Below are 15,364 nucleotides of genomic sequence, written 5' to 3'. Positions count from 1 at the left end.
CGCCCTCCGGGTACCGGGCGCAGTACGCGGCCGAGCGCAGAGTGGCAGGCTTTTCCCGTTTCGCCGAGTAGCGCTCGCCATGAACGCCGCACGACGCGAGTTCCTCGCCGGCGAGCGCCCGGACGACGTGCTCATGTTCCTCGCCGACGAGGCCGTCACGAACCCCGACGCGCTGCTCAGTATCGGCGAGGCGACCGACCGGGGCGTCGTCCTCGTCGTCCCCGGGGAGAACGGCCGCGCCGCCTTCGAGTCGGCCGTCGGCACCGACCCGATGACCTTCGCCGGGTCGGCGATGGGGACCGACGGCACCGTCGCCCCGGACTGCACCGACGGGGAGTGCCCGAGCGCCCACGCCGACGAACCCGCCGAGGACCACCGGGTGCGCTTCGTCTTCGCGTTCGCCGAGGAGCGAAACGAGGAGGTCGGCGGCCTCTACGCGGAGGGCGAGGTCGTCCACGCCTACGCGGCCTGTTCCTGCGGGACGACGTACTCCGACCGGTGGGTCGCCGGCGACCGACCGATTCCGGAGGAGTAGGCGTTCAGGCGTCCGGTGTACTCTCTTCGACCGGCGGCAGGTTCCTGAACGCGTCGAGGATGACCTGTTTGGTGGTCGCGCCGCGGGTCGTCCAGTGGTTGGCGTAGTCGAGCATGTCGTGGTAGATGTCGGGCTTGCACCCCGCCGCCCGCGGGTGCCCGCCGCCCTGGACCTGCGCGGCCACCTCGTGACAGCGCTCGAAGCCCTCCGACCCGCGGATGGAGGCGCTCCCGGCCGGCTTGACGACGACGGTAGCGTCGGCGCCGCGCTCGCGGAGCGTCTCCGCGACCTCGTTCTGCGAACACCGCCCGTAGGTGACGGCGACCGTCGCGCCCGCCACCTCCCGGATGTCGGCGCGTTCGACCGCGAGGTCGATGAGCGCCTGTTTCTCGACGCGGCGCTCCTCGATGTACGCCTCGACGACCTCGGGGAGGTCGGCCCCGTGGGCGCGGACCGTGGCGACGTAGCGCTCGGGGGAACTCCAGTAGGAGTAGTCCGCCAGGTCGTCGCTCCGGGGGTCCTCGCGGAGCCAGAGGTCGTGGTCGCGGGTGACGGTCGCCAGTTCGCGGTAGCGCTCGTCGAAGTCGTGGTCGATGCTCCGGAGGGCGACGTCCGTGGTGCACTCCTCGTCGGACTCGCCGACGACGAGGTCGACGCCGAGGTCGCGGACCGTCGCCGCGAGGTCGTCGTCCCACTGGTGGTGGTCGAACCAGGTCACCGAGTCGGCCGCCGCGACGAGGTCGGGGAGGTACTCGACGTCCTCGGGGTCGTCGGGACAGAGGTCGCAGACGAACACCTCGACGCCCGCGGGGAGGTACTCGACGGCCTCCTCGAAGGCGTCGGCCAGCGAGTGCGGCGAGGTGGGGAGGAGCGCGACGTGCCCCTCGGGGGCCTCGAACTCCTCGGCGGGGTCGACGGACGCCGCGACGGGGTCGTCGCGCGCCTCGCGGACGAGCGCCACGCAGCCGAGGCCGTCGGCGTCCGGGTCGGCGACGACGACGGTCTCCGCGCGTTCCAGAGCGGCGATGCGTTCCTCGCTCGGTCCCTCCTCGTCGGGCAGGAAGAAACCGGCGCCGGGGATGACGGACTTGCGCGACAGCGACAGGTCGGCCGTGTCGATGAGGTCCTCGTTCATGGGTGAGCGAGGAAGTGGCGGGCAATCAAGCCCGTGGTTCGCCGCGCCCGCGCCTCACTCCGCGTCCGCCGCCATCTCGCTCTCCACCTCGCCGGCCAGTTGCCGGACGGTGAGGACGGGGATGGGACAGTCGTGGACGACGGTCTCGGCGACGCTCCCGAGGTGGTAGGAGTAGGGACTGTCGCGGCCCCGGGTGCCCGTCGCGACGAGGTCGGCGTCCACGTCGGTGGCGTAGCGCTGGATGACCGCGGCGGGGTCGCCGCGTTCGACGACGGTGGTGACCGGGTAGTCGTGTTCGCGCTCGAGACGGGCGAGTGCGTCGCGTACCTCCGCCTCGTGCTCGCCGTTCGCATCGTTCAGCACCGAGAGGACGTGGACCTCTGCCCCGAAGCGTTCGGCGATATCGAGCGCCGTCTCGACCGCTCGCCCGGCACTGGTGCTGCCGTCCGTCGCGATGACCACGGTCTCGAACATGCGTGCGACTATCGTCGCGGCTCTCAAATACTCGGTGGGTTTTTGCCCTCGCTACCGCTGGTGGGGCGTATGGACATCGACACGGTGCTGGTCCCCGTCGACGGGAGCGAGGAGTCGGTGCGGGCCATGGAGGTGGCCGTCGCGGTGGCCGACCGGTACGGCGCGCTGGTACACGCGCTCTACGTGCTCGACCGGCCCGACCGCGACCGCACCGAGCAGATGATGGTCGCCGCCCACGCCGTCGCCGGCGACGTCCCGCTCACCCACTCGGTCGCCTACGGCTTCTCGACGTCGCACCTGACGACCCACCCCGGCAGCGTCGTCCTCGACACCGCCGAGGACGTGAGCGCCGACTTCCTCGTCATCCCCCGGGACCGCCCGGCGGACCTGCTCGGCAAGGCGGCGGGCTACGTCCTCCAGTTCGCACCCCAGCCCGTGCTGGCCGTCTGAGTTGCTCACTCGGGGTCGAGGCGCAACGACATCTCTATCTCGAAGCTCTCGGACTTGCTCGACTCGAAGCCCACCTTGCGGTAGAGCGCGATGGCCGGCGCGTTCCAGCGCTCGACGGTGAGCCAGACGCGGTCGACGCCCTCGCGCTCGCCCTGGCCGAGCAGCGCGGTGATGAGGCGCGTCCCGATACCCGCGTTCTGGTACTCGCCGAGGACGAAGATGGCGAGTTCGTACCCCTCGGTCCCGTCGGGGACGAGCGTGGCGTGGCCCACCGCCCGGCCGTCGGACCGGGCGACGACGTTGACGCACTCCTCGCTGGCGATGCCGACCAGCCAGTCGCGGATGCGCTCCTCGCCGGTCGGCGGGATACCCTGCGCGCGGTCGGCGGGGTCGAAGTCGAGGTACATCGACACCAGCGCCTCCTCGTCTCCCTCTCCGAGGGCCTCGATGGCGATGGGGCGGCCCTCGGCGTCCTCGAAGTGACGCGGGGGCGGTTCGAACGGGCCGGCGGGCGCGTCGGGGAAGATGCGACTCATCGTATCAGCGTCACCGAGGTGTTGGCGTTCAGCAGGACGAACTCGGCGATGCTCCCGAGGTTTATCTTCCCGAGGGGGCTGGTCTCGCCACCCCCGAGGACGATGCGGTCGAACTCCCCGCGCTCGGCGAACTCGACGAGGCGACTGCCCGCGTCGCCCTCGAGCACCCGGACCTCGGCGTCGAGGGCCACCCCGTCCAGGTGCTCGTACACCCGCGTCTCGACCGTCTCGACGGAGAGCGACGAGTCGGGGTTCTCGACGATGGCGACGGTCACCTCGTCGCCCGCCGCCTCCGCTCGTCGCAGCGCGCGTTCCAGCGCGTGCAACGAGTCGTCACTGCCGCCGATGCCCACCAGCGTTCGCATGGGTGGGCATTGCCCCGTGACACCAAAAGCCTCCCGTCGACACGACACGCTTTTTCGCCCCCGGTTTCGAGGTGGGGTATGACCCAGCCCCCCACGGACGACGGCCCCGAGCGACCGTCGCCCGAACCGCACGTCCCCGAGGAGTCCGACCACGCCGACCACGCCGACCACGACGGGCGCGACGGCGAGGACGACGTCCCCGAGGACGTCCGGAAGTACGAGCGGTTCAAGAAGATAGACGGCGCGCAGTACGACCGCGCGAACCAGTTCCTGCGCGACCGGACGTACATCACGGCTCGCGAGTGGGCCATCGCGCGGCTGTGTTCGGACTTCCGGACGGAGACGGGCGTCGAGATGACGAAGATCGGCGAGAACCTCCCCGAACTCGTCCCGTTCATGGAGGACACCTACACCCCGCAGGCGGTCAACCAGGCGCGTTCGGCGTTCGAGGCGAAGGTCCGGAAGGCCGGCGCGACCTTCCTCTACGGGGCGATGTGCGACTTCTTCACCGCCGAGGAACTCGACGACATCATGTACGAGACGACCGAGGTGGCGAAGTTCCTCCTGGAGGTCGAGGGCGTCGACCTCTCGGTCGAGCAGGAACTGGAGGCCGAAGAGCGCATCAGCAGCGTGATGCGCGAGGTCCGGAAGGCGAGTTCGGAACTCCGCGAGGAGGACGCCGAGACGAACGCGAGCGACGACTGAGTCCCCCCCTCACTCGGGGAAGAACAGTTCGGGGTCGTCGAACGCGACGGCGACGGCGTCGTCGGCGCTCAGGCTCCGCACGTAGGTGAACAGCCGGCCGGACTCACGGGCGTACTCGCGCAGCGACGTCGCCCGGTCGGGGGCGTAGTAGAGCGGACAACAGAGCGCCGCCTCGCTCGCGCCGTCGCGGACGACCACGAGCACGTAGACGCGTCCGCCCTCGACCGCGCGGAACACCTCCGTCTCGGTGAGCGAGGCGTCCGCGACCATCGACTGGACGGCCGCGAACTCCTCGCCGGAGACGACGAGGTCGAAGCCGCTGCCGTCGTCGACGACGGTCACGTCGCCGGGGTGGAGTTCGACCACGTCGTAGCCGTCCTCGCGGTAGGTCTCGCCGGTCGCGTGCATGTCCTCTATCACCCGCTCCCAGCCCTCGCCGGCGGGGGTGCCGATGTCGTCCATGCCCGGCCTGTGTGGGCGGCGCGTGAAAGCCTGTCCGGTCGTCGTCGCGGCGTCTCCCACCTCGATCGCCCCCCCCCACTCCGCCACCGAACCCGCTGCAGTCCTGCGGTTCTTGTCCCTCTAGCCGAGTACCTCGGACCGCGGATTGACGCGCTCGACGTAACTCCCCAAATCATTTACTATCATCTCGCCAACGAGGGCCATGACCGATTTGCTCTCCGTCTCGGGGCTCCGGACGCAGTTCGACACCGACCGCGGCACGGTGAAGGCAGTCGACGGCGTCGACCTCACCATCCCCGAGGGGAAGACGGTCGGCCTGGTCGGCGAGAGCGGGTCCGGCAAGTCCGTCACGGCCCTCTCGCTGATGCGTCTCGTCGACGACCCGGGCCGCATCCCCGAGGGTGAGGTGCTGTTTCGCGCGCCCGAGACCGTCCGGAAACTCGCCCGCCGGTACCCGAAGGGCGTCGCCACGCCCGACCACGACGGGTACGTCCGGGTCGAGGCCGGCCGCGTCGACGCGGCCGACGCGCCCAGCGACGTCGAGGCGACCGACGACCCCGACGCGGTCGCGCGCCTCGCCCGCGAGCGCCCGAAAGCCATCGCCGTGCCCGAGGCCGACCAGGACGGGTACGTCCACATCGAGGCGGGGAGCGTCGACCTCACCGCGGCGCCCGAGCACGTCATGCGCGAGGTGCGCGGCGGCGACATGGGGATGATCTTCCAGGACCCGATGACGTCGCTGAACCCCGCGCTGACGGTCGGCGAGCAGGTCGCCGAGAGCCTCCAGCTCCACCGCTACGGCGGGCGCAAGAAGGACACCTGGACGAACGCCGTCCGGGAGGTGTTCTCCCGAAGCGGGATGAGCGAGGAGGTCCGCGAGAACGCCATCGACCTGCTCGCGGAGGTGGGCATCCCCGAACCCACCCAGCGCGTCGACGAGTACCCCCACGAGTTCTCCGGCGGGATGCGCCAGCGCGTCCTCATCGCCATCGCGCTCGCTTGCCGCCCCCGCCTGCTCGTCGCCGACGAGCCGACGACGGCGCTCGACGTCACCATCCAGGCACAGATCCTCGAACTCGTCAACGAACTTCAGGACGAACTGGGGATGTCCGTCCTGATGATCACCCACGACCTCGGAGTGGTGGCGGAGACGTGCGACCGCGTCGCCGTCATGTACGCCGGCGAGATCGTCGAGGAGGGGCCGGTCGAGGAGATATTCGCGAACCCCTCCCACCCCTACACCTACACGCTCCTCGAGTCCATCCCGAGCGAGGACACCGACCGCCTCACCCCCATCGAGGGGAACGTCCCCGACCTCATCGACATGCCCGATGGCTGTCACTTCGCGCCGCGCTGTCCGTGGGCGAAACCCGAGTGCACCGAGGGCGAGATACCGTTCCTCCAGCACGGCCCCGAGGGGGTCGAGCACCGCTCGAAGTGCATCCTCCCGGAGTTCGACACCGACGAGTACGGCGTCGAGGAGGGGATACGCGCCGACTCGGTGACGCCGACGGGCGACCCCCTCCTCGAGGTCGAGGGGCTGAAGAAGTACTTCTCGCGCGCCGACGGCCTCCTCGACGGCCTCGTCGGCGGCGACACGCGGGCGGTGAAGGCGGTCGACGGCGTCGACCTGGAGGTGTACGAGGGCGAGACGCTGGGGCTCGTCGGCGAGTCCGGGTGCGGGAAATCGACGACGGGACGGACCATCCTCCGGCTCCTCGAACCCACCGAGGGGCGGGTGGTGTTCGCCGGCGAGGACCTGAACGACCTCTCGCGCGAGGACCTCCGCGAGCGCCGCCGGGACCTCCAGATGATCTTCCAGGACCCGCTGTCGAGTCTCGACCCCCGGATGACCGTCGGCCAGACCATCGCCGAACCGCTGACGATACACGACCTCCCGGAGGAGGGGTCGCGCCGCGACCGGGTCGTCGAGTTGATGCGCGCGGTCGGGCTCGACCCGAGCCAGCGCGACCGCTACCCCCACGAGATGTCGGGCGGCCAGCGCCAGCGCGTCGGCATCGCCCGCGCGCTCGCCGTCGACCCCGACTTCATCGTCTGTGACGAACCGGTGAGCGCGCTCGACGTGAGCGTCCAGGCCCAGATCCTCAACCTGCTCGAGGACCTCCAGGACGAGTTCGGCCTCACGTTCCTCTTCATCGCCCACGACCTCTCCGTGGTTCGCCACATCTGCGACCGCATCGCCGTCATGTACCTCGGCGAGGTGGTGGAGGTGGGGTCGACCGCCGAACTGTTCGACGACCCCAAACACCCCTACACGCGGGCCCTGCTCTCGGCGATTCCCGAACCCGACCCGCGGGCGAAGACCGACCGGGTCATCCTCCGGGGCGACGTGCCCAGCCCCGTCGCCCCTCCCTCGGGCTGTCACTTCCGGACGCGCTGTCCGTCGGTCATCCCGCCCGAGGACGTCGAGGTCGACCAGAAGGTCTACCGCGAGGTGATGGACCTCCGCCAGCGCGTCGAGGACCGCTCGCTCGATGTCGAGGCGCTCCGCGCGACCGAGGCGGGGACGGCGACGGCCACCGACGGCGGGACGGCGGCGTCGTCCGCGACGGCCACCGACGCCACGCCACACGTCGACTCGCTGGTCGACGCGCTGTTCGAGCGTCCCCCGACCGGCGAGAACCGCGCGACGGTCGAGCGCGCGCTCGAACGCGTCCTCGACGACGAGTGGGAGGCGGCGGCCGCGCTCCTGCGCGAGCGGTTCGAGAGCGTCTGCGAACGCTACCGACCGCGACTCCAGGACTCGCCGCACCCCGCCGCCTGCCACCTCTACGACCAGCCCGCGGACCTCCCCGACGAGCGCGCGGAGGAGTAAACCACCGGACGGCTCCGTATGACTATCCCTCTCGTGTGTGTCATCGGTAACCTTATGTAATGTGGTGCGACCGTTATGAGTATGCCTACTGGTGACAAATATGACCGCCGGACGTTCCTGAAGGCGGCAGGCGCAACGGCAGCGGCAGCGACGCTCGCGGGCTGTGCGGGCGGCGACAGTCCGGGTGCCGGCGGCGGCGACGGTAACGGCAGCGGCAACGGCTCCGGTGGCGGTGGCGGAGGCGGCGAGGGGGGCCGACTGGCGTACGCCCGCGGTAACGACTCGGCGACGCTCGACCCGCAGTCGACCACCTCCGGCGAGGACGCGAAGGTGATAAACCAGGTGTACGACACGCTCATCAAGTTCGAACCGGGCGAGTCCACCCTCGTCGAGGGGCTGGCGACGGACTTCAGCCTCGACGGGACGACGGCGTCGCTGACGCTGCGCGAGGACGCCACGTTCCACGGCGACGACGGCGCGACGTTCACCGCGGACGACTTCGTGGCCACCTACCGACGCTTCGTCGACGAGGAGTACGACTACTTCATCGGCACGAGTGACGACGAGGGTGTCGAAGGGAGCGCCCAGTCGTTCTACGGTCCCTACCTGCTCGACAAGGTCGAGAACGTCGAGGCGACCAGCGAGACGGAACTGACGCTCGAACTCGACTCCGAGTACGCCCCCTTCCTGCGCAACCTCGCGGTGTTCGCGATGGCGGTCATGCCAAAGAACCTCATCGAGGAGGGCCACGACTTCTCCGGCGAACCCGTCGGGACGGGCGCGTTCGCCTTCGAGGAGTGGGACACGGGCAACCAGCGCATCATGCTCTCGGGCAACGACGACTTCTGGGGCGAGGGGCCCTACGTCGACGAGGTGGTCTTCCAGGGCGTCGGGCAGAACAGCACGCGCGCCCAGTCGCTGCTGGCCGGCGAGGTCCAGCTCATCGACGGCATCGGCGCCCAGGAGGTCAGCCAGATACAGAACTCCGAGGACGCCGAACTCCAGGAGACCCCCGGGATGACCGTCGGTTACATGGCGTTCAACATGGCTCGCGTCGAGGCGTTCCGCGACAAGAACGTCCGGCAGGCCATCAGCCACGCCATCAACGTCGAGGCCATCATCGAGAACATCTACGAGGGGCTCGCGGTGCAGGCGAGCCACCCCCTCCCCGAGACGGTGATGGGACACAACGGCGACGTCGAACCCTACGAGTACGACCCCGAGACCGCCCAGCAGTTGCTCGAGGAGGCCGGCTACGGCGACGGTTTCTCGTTCGAACTGGCGACGATGAACAACCCCCGGCCGTACTTCGCCTCCCCCCAGCAGACCGCGGAGGTCGTCCGCTCGAACCTCGAGGAGGTCGGTATCGAGGTCGAAATCAACGAGCAGTCGTGGGACCCGTTCCTGAACTACACCTCGGAGGGCCAGCACGACGCCTGTTTCCTCGGGTGGATCTCGGACAACGCCGACCCGGACAACTTCTACTACCCGCTGCTCCACCCGCAGGTGGACGCGAGCGAGGTCCCGGACGGCCAGGACTGGGTCAGCCGCGACGTCGAGGGGTTCAACACGGGTAACCGCGCCGCGTGGGCCAACACCGACTTCATGGACCTCGTCGAGCAGGGTCAGGCGGAGTACGACGAGGGCGCCCGCGAGGAGATCTACCTGGAGGCGAGCCAGCTCGTCCACGACGAGGCACCGTGGGTGTTCATGACCCACACCTCGGAGATGCGCGGCGTCGGCGCCGGCGTCTCGGGCTTCACCGTCTCGCCCATCGGCGGCCCCGCCCTCCACCTCGTGGAACTCTCGTAACGCCGCACCGCCCGCCTACCACCGTTCACCGTCATTATGGTCAGCAAACAATTCATCATCAAGCGATTGCTGTTGCTCGTCCCGGTGTTGCTCGGGGTGGCGACGCTCGTGTTCGCCATCCTCCACCTCTCGCCGGGCGACCCGGCGAGAGTCATCGCCGGCGAGCGCGCCTCCCAGGCGTTCGTCGAACGTATCCGCGAGGACCTGGGGCTCAACGACCCCATCTGGGTGCAGTACGGGCGCTTCCTGCTCGACACCGCGACGCTCGACTTCGGCCGGTCGTACATCGTCCGCGACGGGACGCCCGTCCTCGAGGTGCTGCGCACGCGCTTCCCCGTCACGCTCGAACTCGCCGTCCTGGGTCAGCTGTTCGGCATCGTCTTCGGCATCCCGCTCGGCATCCTCAGCGCGGTCAAGCAGGACTCGCTCACCGACCACCTCACGCGCGTCGGCGCGCTCACGGGCATCAGCGTCCCCATCTTCTGGAGCGGGCCGCTGCTCATCCTGCTGTTCGCCGTCCAGCTCGGGGTCCTGCCGACGAGCGGTCGCATCGGCTACGGCTACTCCATCCCGGCGGTCACCGGGCTGTTGACGATAGACACCCTCATCGCCGGCGACCTCGACGCGTTCGCCTCGACGGTCAGACACCTGTTCCTGCCGGCCGTCGTCATCGGCGTCTACGCGATGGCGCTCATCTCGCGGATGATGCGCTCGTCGATGCTCGAGGTCGTCAGACAGGACTACATGCGGACCGCCCGGGCGAAGGGGCAGGGCGCGAAGATAACCGTCATGAAACACGGGTTCAAGAACGCGCTCATCCCCGTCATCACCGTCATCGGCATCCAGTTCGGCTCGCTGCTCGGCGGCGCCGTCCTCACCGAGACGGTGTTCAACATCCCCGGCATCGGCACGCTGCTGGTGGAGGCCATCAACACCGGTGACTACCCGCTGGTTCAGGGGACCGTCCTGCTGTTCGCCCTGCTGTTCACGCTCGTGAACCTGGGCGTCGACATCACCTACTCCTACCTCGACCCGAGGATCGACCAATGAGCGCAGAAACCGAAACCGCGACGGACGCGCGCGGCCAGCGGGGCTTCTTCGCCCGCCTGCTCGCCTCGCCGTTCGTCTCCAGCCTGCTGTCGAATCGCCTCGCCGTCGTCGGCCTCACCATCATCGGCGCGATGGTCGTCATCGCGCTCTACGCCCGGTTCGTGCTGGTCGGGGGCTTCCTCTCGCCGAACCTCGGCCCCCTCCTGGGGTCGCAACTCGGGACCACCGGCTACGTCGGGCCGTGCGGCGCGAACACCCTCACGGGGGCCGCCTCGAACGCCGGGTCCTGCGCCCACCCGTTCGGGACGGACATCCAGGGCCGCGACATCCTCTCGCGGACGCTGTACGGCGCGTGGCTGGCGCTGAAGTGGGGGACCATCACCGTCGTCACGTCGACGGTCATCGGCATCAGCCTCGGCATCGTCGCCGCCTACTACGGCGACCTGACCGACAACGTCATCATGCGGACGATGGACGTCCTGCTCGCGTTCCCCTCGCTGCTGCTCGCGCTGGCGCTCGTCGCCATCTTCCCCCAGGAGTGGGGGCTGTGGCGCGCGGTGACGGCGCTCATCCTCGTCTACACGCCGCGGTTCGCCCGCGTCGTGCGCGGGGCCGCGCTGAAGGTGCTCGAGGACGAGTACGTCGACGCCACCGTCGCCCTCGGCGCGAAGGACCCCCGCGTGCTCGTCAGGCACGTCCTGCCGAACTCGCTCGCACCCATCACCGTCCAGAGTACGCTCAACTTCGGCCTCGCCATCATCGACCTCGCCGCGCTGTCGTTCCTCGGTTTCGGCGCGAGCGCCGGGACCCCCTCGTGGGGACTGATGCTCTCGAACGGCGTCGACTACGGCCTGCTCAACGGCCAGTGGTGGTGGTCGTTCTTCCCCGGCCTCTTCCTCGCGGTCACCGTCCTCGGGTTCAACCTGCTCGGCGACGGGATGCGCGACGCGCTCGACCCGCGCATGCGCGAGGCCGTCGACTAGCCGCGCGATGGTCCCCGACTCGTCGCCCTCGACTCGCTCCCGCCTCCGGCGGTGGGCGCGCCCGCGTGTGCGCATCGTCCTCTCGGCCGCCCTCGTCGGGGCGCCCCTCGGCGCGCTCGCGACGCTCGCGCTCGTCTCCCTTCTCCCGTTTTCGGTCCGGGAGGCCAGCACGCAGGCGTTCGCGCTGAGCGCGCTCGCGCTCGGCTTCGGCCTGCTCGGCTGGTCGGGGTCGGTGCTGCTCGGGCGGAGCGTCGAACGGGCGCAGCGCACCCTCGAGACGGGAACGGACTGGACGGAAGCGGACTCCCGGCGCGCGATGGCGCGCATCGTCGGCGTCGGTGCCGGCGGGATGGTCGGCGTCGCCCTCGTGACGACGCTCCTCGGGGCGTTCTGACTTATCGGACGTTCTCCCCGTTCGCCTCGCCGAAGCGTTCGGCGGTCGCGCCGCGCTGGTAGACGAACTCCCCGCGCACCATGGTCCACTCGGGGAAGACGCCGCGCATCCCCTCGAAGGGCGTCCAGTCGCACTTCGTGTGGAGGTCGGCGGCGCGAATCTCGCGGCTGGCGTCCGGGTCGACGAGGACGAGGTCGGCGTCGCGCCCCTCCGCCACCCGGCCCTTCCGGTGGAGGCCGAACACCTCGGCGGGAGCGGCGGCGGTGAGGTCCCGCACCCGTTCGTAGTCGAGTTCCTCGCGCCGGGCGGCCTCGAGCAGGAGCGGGAGGGCCGTCTCGACGCCGGGGACGCCGCTCGGCGCCTCCCAGATACCGGCGTCCTTCTCCTCGCGGGTGTGTGGCGCGTGGTCGGTGGCGACCATGTCGACCGTCCCGTCCGCGAGGCGCTCGAACAGGGCGGCGCGGCGCTCCTCGCTCCGCAGGGGCGGGTTCATCCGGCCGAACGTCCCCAACTCCTCGTAGTCGTCCCGGGAGAGGAAGAGGTGGTGTGGGGTCACCTCGCAGGTCATGCCGGCGTCGGCGGCCGCGTCGACGCCCTCCGGCGTGCTCGTGTGCGCGACGTGGATGCGCGTGCCCGCCTTCCGGGCGACGTCGCAGGCGCGCGAGACGGCGACGCGCTCGGCCTCCGCCGTCCGGTAGGCGCTCCAGGCGTCGGGGTCGTCGCGTTCCCGAACCGAGTCGTCGAACAGCGTCGCGTCCTCGGCGTGGACCGTCACGCGGACGTCGTGGTCGCTCGCGCGCTCGACGGCGTCCCGGTAGGTGTCCAGGTCGATGCCCATGTCGCCGGTCGAGTCGGCGAGGAACACCTCCCCCAGTGCGAACAGGGGCCGCTCGAACAGCGAGTCGGGGTCCCAGCCGGGGGTGACGCCGCCGCTGATGCCGTAGTCGACGAGCGACTCGCGTGCCAGCGCCGCCTTCTCGTCGAACGCCTCGCCCGTCACCGTCGGCGGGTCGGTGTTCGGCTGGTCGACCACCGTCGTCACGCCCCCGGCCGCCGCGCTCCGACTGCCCGTCCCCCACGTCTCCTTGTGCGGGAAGCCCGGTTCGCGGAAGTGGACGTGGGCGTCTATCATCCCCGGCAGGAGCAAGCGACCCTCGGCGTCGACGTCCGCGACGCCGTTGAGGTTGCGCCCGACCGTCTCGATGCGGCCGTCCTCGATACGGACGTCTCGAACGCGCCCGTCGGCGAGCGTGGCGTCCCTGATGAGCATGGTCCCTATGGGTGAGGGGGTGTCCTAATCCTGCCGGAGGGGAACGGTCCGTTCGACGTGACGGTCAGCGCCCCTCGATGCGCTCCACGCGCGCTTCGGCCGCCCCCACGAGCGCCCGCTCGATGGCCTCGACCACGTCGCCCGGGTCGACCGTCCGGCCCGCCGCGCGTGCGACGCTCCCGACGCTCTCCGGGTCGAAGGGCACGTCGAGGGCGGCGTACACGTCCTCCAGCACGGCCGCGAGCGCCGCCCGGTCGTCCGTCACGCAGATGCCCGCCGTGAGCGCCGCCCCTCGCTGGACGCGCTGGGCGATGCCGACGACCTTCCCCTCCGCCTGCAGCGAGTGGTCGCCCGGGCAGAACGAGGCGGGAGGTTCGCCCGCCTCGACCGCGACGCCGAGACGCTCCAGCGCGCGCGTCACGTCCCCGGTCATCGCCTCGTAGCGCGCGTCGAGGCCCTCCCGAACGTCGTCGAGGCCCTCGACGCGGGCGAACGCCACCGTCGAACCGGTGTAGGCGACCGCCCGGCCGCCCACGGAGCGCTCGTAGGGCGCGAAGCCGTGCTCGCGCGCGGTCTCCCGCGCACGGTCGTACCCCGGTTCGCGGGCGTCGCGCCGCCCGAACGCCACCTGTCGGTGGGGCGTCCACACCCGGACCGCCCGCCGGCCCGTCTCGGCGGTATCGGCACAGAGCGCCCGCGTCACCGCCCGGTCGGCCTCGATATCCGCGGCCCGCCCCCGGAGTACGCGCACCGTCATGGCCCGCACTCGAACCCGAGCGGGCTAAAGCGCCGCGCTCGTACCCCCTGCATGGTCACGCTGGACGGCGAGGTGCTGTCGCGCTATCGCCGCTTCTCGCTGTACAACTCGCCGTACGTCGCCCACGACCACGGGTGCGCTATCGACCTCTACCCCGGCGACGGGGTCGAGCGCGCAACCGACGCCCCCTCGCCCGTCGCCGGCGAGGTCGTCGACACCCGGGCGGTGCGCGCCCCGTCGAAGGCGTACGCCGCGGAGCGCGACTTCCTGATTCTCGTCGACACCGGCGACTACGTCGCCCGGACCCTCCACGTCGAACCCTCGGTGTCGCCCGGCGAGCGAGTGGCGGTGGGCGACTCGCTCGGAACCCTCGTCCGGGCGGGCTTCTTCGCCCCCTGGGTCGACAACCACATCCACCTCGGTTTCCGTCCCCACGAGGCGAACCACCACCGCGCCTCCGGGTCGCTCCCCATCGACGTCGGCGTCCCCGTCGAACCGCTCCCGTGGGACGGCACCGGGCGCGTCCAACGCGTCGGCGAGACGTACGCCGTCCTCGACGCGCCCGCCCACCCCGCGCCGGACGAGCACTTCGTCGGCGTGGCCTGCGGCGACGCCGTCCTCGACGGGGGGTTCCCCCACTACGACGGCGGCGGCCTGCTCGGCGGCGTTCCGGGCGACCCCGTCTCGCTCGCCGGGTCGCGCATCGGGACCGTCGGCGAGAACGGCCGGGACGTCCGCTGGGAGGCCGTCGAGGTGCGCGCGAACGGGACGCCCATCACCGGCGTCTCGCTGTTCTGCGCGCAGGACGCGGCCTTCGGCGCGAAACTGGTCTGTCCGGAGACGTCGTTCGAGGTGGGCGAGGCGGTCGAGGTGTCGATACACCCGACCGAGTGACGGCGCCCCTCTCACCCTGCCGACCCGGGCGGACCCGTCTGCCGACGTCTCAGGACGAGCACGTGTCGACGTCCCCCGTCCCCTCCTCCGGTTCGACGTCCTCCTCGCGCTGGGGGTGGTCGCGTCCCTCGCCACCCTCTCGCCCGTCGACGAGCGACGCGAGGTCGTCGCCGCCCTCCGCGCCGTCGTCGGTGCCGGGGCCGTCCTCGACGACCGACTCTGACTACCGCTCCCGGTGGGCCTCCTTCGCCGCTCGATACGCGTCGTCGGCCTCGACGCGCTCCCACCAGACCTCGTACACGAGCGCCGCCTCGCGCTTGTCGTGGTCGGCCCAGTGGACCGGGTCGCGTTCTTCGCCGTTCTGGTACTTCCGTCCGCCCGGATAGCGCGCGTAACGCATCGCCCGCGTGTAGCCCATCTGGAGGTACTTGCGGGCCATGTCCATCCCCGGGAAGTCGCCCGCCTCGCGGTATTCGCGGAACTGCCGGTAGATGGCCTCCCCGCCCTCGTCGGCCGTCTCGCGGTCCGCGTACCCCCACAGCGGCAGGAGTTCGCCCTTGTAGGGTTCGACCTTGAACACCCCCTCCTCGCCGCGGCCGACCTCGTACTGTTCGGGGTGTTCGCGGAAGTCGACGTCGTACTCGGGACCGTCGTTAGTGTCGGTCATCGGATATCGGTTCGGTTCGCTCCCCCCTCGCCCTTTCGA

The 15,364-nt window shown here is 70.6% G+C and carries 17 protein-coding genes; 9 read left to right on the top strand and 8 right to left on the bottom strand.

Translation table 11 applies throughout. From position 1 onward, the window contains the following. Window positions 1–79: 79 nt before the first annotated feature. Entirely contained in the window at window positions 80–535 is a 456-nt protein-coding gene (locus tag P1Y20_RS10585; protein ID WP_304448628.1) for a DUF5807 family protein, read from the top strand. A gap of 4 nt (window positions 536–539) precedes the next feature. Here P1Y20_RS10585 and P1Y20_RS10580 read toward each other — a convergent pair whose 3' ends face one another. Both P1Y20_RS10580 and P1Y20_RS10575 read right to left on the bottom strand, forming a co-directional pair. Continuing rightward, entirely contained in the window at window positions 540–1,670 is a 1,131-nt protein-coding gene (locus P1Y20_RS10580) for a DHH family phosphoesterase (protein ID WP_304448627.1), read from the bottom strand. A gap of 54 nt (window positions 1,671–1,724) precedes the next feature. Continuing rightward, entirely contained in the window at window positions 1,725–2,144 is a 420-nt protein-coding gene (locus tag P1Y20_RS10575; RefSeq protein ID WP_304448626.1) for a universal stress protein, read from the bottom strand. A 60-nt stretch (window positions 2,145–2,204) separates the two neighbouring features. On the opposite strand from P1Y20_RS10575, the gene P1Y20_RS10570 reads away from it, so the two are divergent. Next, entirely contained in the window at window positions 2,205–2,594 is a 390-nt protein-coding gene (locus tag P1Y20_RS10570) for a universal stress protein (protein ID WP_368662148.1), read from the top strand. A gap of 5 nt (window positions 2,595–2,599) precedes the next feature. Here P1Y20_RS10570 and P1Y20_RS10565 read toward each other — a convergent pair whose 3' ends face one another. Both P1Y20_RS10565 and P1Y20_RS10560 read right to left on the bottom strand, forming a co-directional pair. Next, window positions 2,600–3,130: a GNAT family N-acetyltransferase gene (locus tag P1Y20_RS10565; RefSeq protein WP_304448624.1), complete on the bottom strand. Its 531-nt coding sequence runs from the start codon at window positions 3,128–3,130 to the stop codon at window positions 2,600–2,602. Then, the gene (locus tag P1Y20_RS10560) at window positions 3,127–3,495 is read right to left on the bottom strand and encodes a universal stress protein (protein ID WP_304448623.1); all 369 of its coding nucleotides are present in this window, start codon (window positions 3,493–3,495) and stop codon (window positions 3,127–3,129) included. Before P1Y20_RS10560 ends, P1Y20_RS10565 begins: the two co-directional genes overlap by 4 nt. Before the next feature lie 78 nt (window positions 3,496–3,573). Between P1Y20_RS10560 and P1Y20_RS10555 the strand changes: the two genes are divergently transcribed. Next, complete coding sequence (locus tag P1Y20_RS10555) at window positions 3,574–4,200, top strand: DUF5806 family protein (protein WP_304448622.1); 627 nt, start codon at window positions 3,574–3,576, stop codon at window positions 4,198–4,200. Between the two features lie 9 nt (window positions 4,201–4,209). Here the strand turns inward: P1Y20_RS10555 and P1Y20_RS10550 are convergent, their stop codons facing one another. Beyond that, window positions 4,210–4,662, bottom strand: a complete 453-nt coding sequence (locus P1Y20_RS10550; RefSeq protein WP_304448621.1) for a DUF7529 family protein — start codon at window positions 4,660–4,662, stop codon at window positions 4,210–4,212. A 202-nt stretch (window positions 4,663–4,864) separates the two neighbouring features. Between P1Y20_RS10550 and P1Y20_RS10545 the strand changes: the two genes are divergently transcribed. The 5 genes from P1Y20_RS10545 to P1Y20_RS10525 all read left to right on the top strand — a co-directional run bounded on the left by P1Y20_RS10545 (window position 4,865) and on the right by P1Y20_RS10525 (window position 11,737). Further along, window positions 4,865–7,498 carry a dipeptide ABC transporter ATP-binding protein gene (locus P1Y20_RS10545; protein WP_304448620.1) on the top strand — a complete coding sequence of 878 codons (2,634 nt, stop codon included), beginning with the start codon at window positions 4,865–4,867 and terminating at the stop codon, window positions 7,496–7,498. A gap of 81 nt (window positions 7,499–7,579) precedes the next feature. Continuing rightward, on the top strand, window positions 7,580–9,310 hold the full coding sequence (locus tag P1Y20_RS10540) for an ABC transporter substrate-binding protein (protein WP_304448619.1): 1,731 nt from the start codon (window positions 7,580–7,582) through the stop codon (window positions 9,308–9,310). Window positions 9,311–9,346: 36 nt separating this feature from the next. Beyond that, a complete protein-coding gene (locus P1Y20_RS10535; protein ID WP_304448618.1) occupies window positions 9,347–10,360 on the top strand; it encodes an ABC transporter permease in 1,014 nt (337 codons plus the stop codon). Beyond that, the gene (locus tag P1Y20_RS10530) at window positions 10,357–11,343 is read left to right on the top strand and encodes an ABC transporter permease (protein ID WP_304448617.1); all 987 of its coding nucleotides are present in this window, start codon (window positions 10,357–10,359) and stop codon (window positions 11,341–11,343) included. The genes P1Y20_RS10535 and P1Y20_RS10530 overlap by 4 nt, the downstream gene beginning before the upstream one ends. 7 nt (window positions 11,344–11,350) lie before the next feature. After that, on the top strand, window positions 11,351–11,737 hold the full coding sequence (locus P1Y20_RS10525) for a DUF7268 family protein (RefSeq protein WP_304448616.1): 387 nt from the start codon (window positions 11,351–11,353) through the stop codon (window positions 11,735–11,737). Window position 11,738: 1 nt separating this feature from the next. On the opposite strand, the gene P1Y20_RS10520 is transcribed toward P1Y20_RS10525, so the two are convergent. Both P1Y20_RS10520 and P1Y20_RS10515 read right to left on the bottom strand, forming a co-directional pair. Continuing rightward, entirely contained in the window at window positions 11,739–13,007 is a 1,269-nt protein-coding gene (locus P1Y20_RS10520) for a dihydroorotase (protein WP_304448615.1), read from the bottom strand. A 64-nt stretch (window positions 13,008–13,071) separates the two neighbouring features. After that, window positions 13,072–13,758, bottom strand: a complete 687-nt coding sequence (locus P1Y20_RS10515; protein WP_304449486.1) for a lipoate--protein ligase family protein — start codon at window positions 13,756–13,758, stop codon at window positions 13,072–13,074. A gap of 57 nt (window positions 13,759–13,815) precedes the next feature. Between P1Y20_RS10515 and P1Y20_RS10510 the strand changes: the two genes are divergently transcribed. Further along, window positions 13,816–14,658, top strand: a complete 843-nt coding sequence (locus P1Y20_RS10510; RefSeq protein ID WP_304448614.1) for a DUF8155 domain-containing protein — start codon at window positions 13,816–13,818, stop codon at window positions 14,656–14,658. 223 nt (window positions 14,659–14,881) lie between these two features. Here the strand turns inward: P1Y20_RS10510 and P1Y20_RS10505 are convergent, their stop codons facing one another. Continuing rightward, a complete protein-coding gene (locus tag P1Y20_RS10505) occupies window positions 14,882–15,325 on the bottom strand; it encodes a DUF4385 domain-containing protein (RefSeq protein ID WP_304448613.1) in 444 nt (147 codons plus the stop codon). Window positions 15,326–15,364: the final 39 nt, after the last annotated feature.

This window comes from Halomarina ordinaria (assembly GCF_030553305.1).
GTDB classification, from domain to species: Archaea; Halobacteriota; Halobacteria; order Halobacteriales; family Haloarculaceae; genus Halomarina; species Halomarina ordinaria.
The sequence above is the reverse complement of the archived record's forward strand: the minus strand, read 5'-3'. Positions and strand labels throughout refer to the sequence as shown.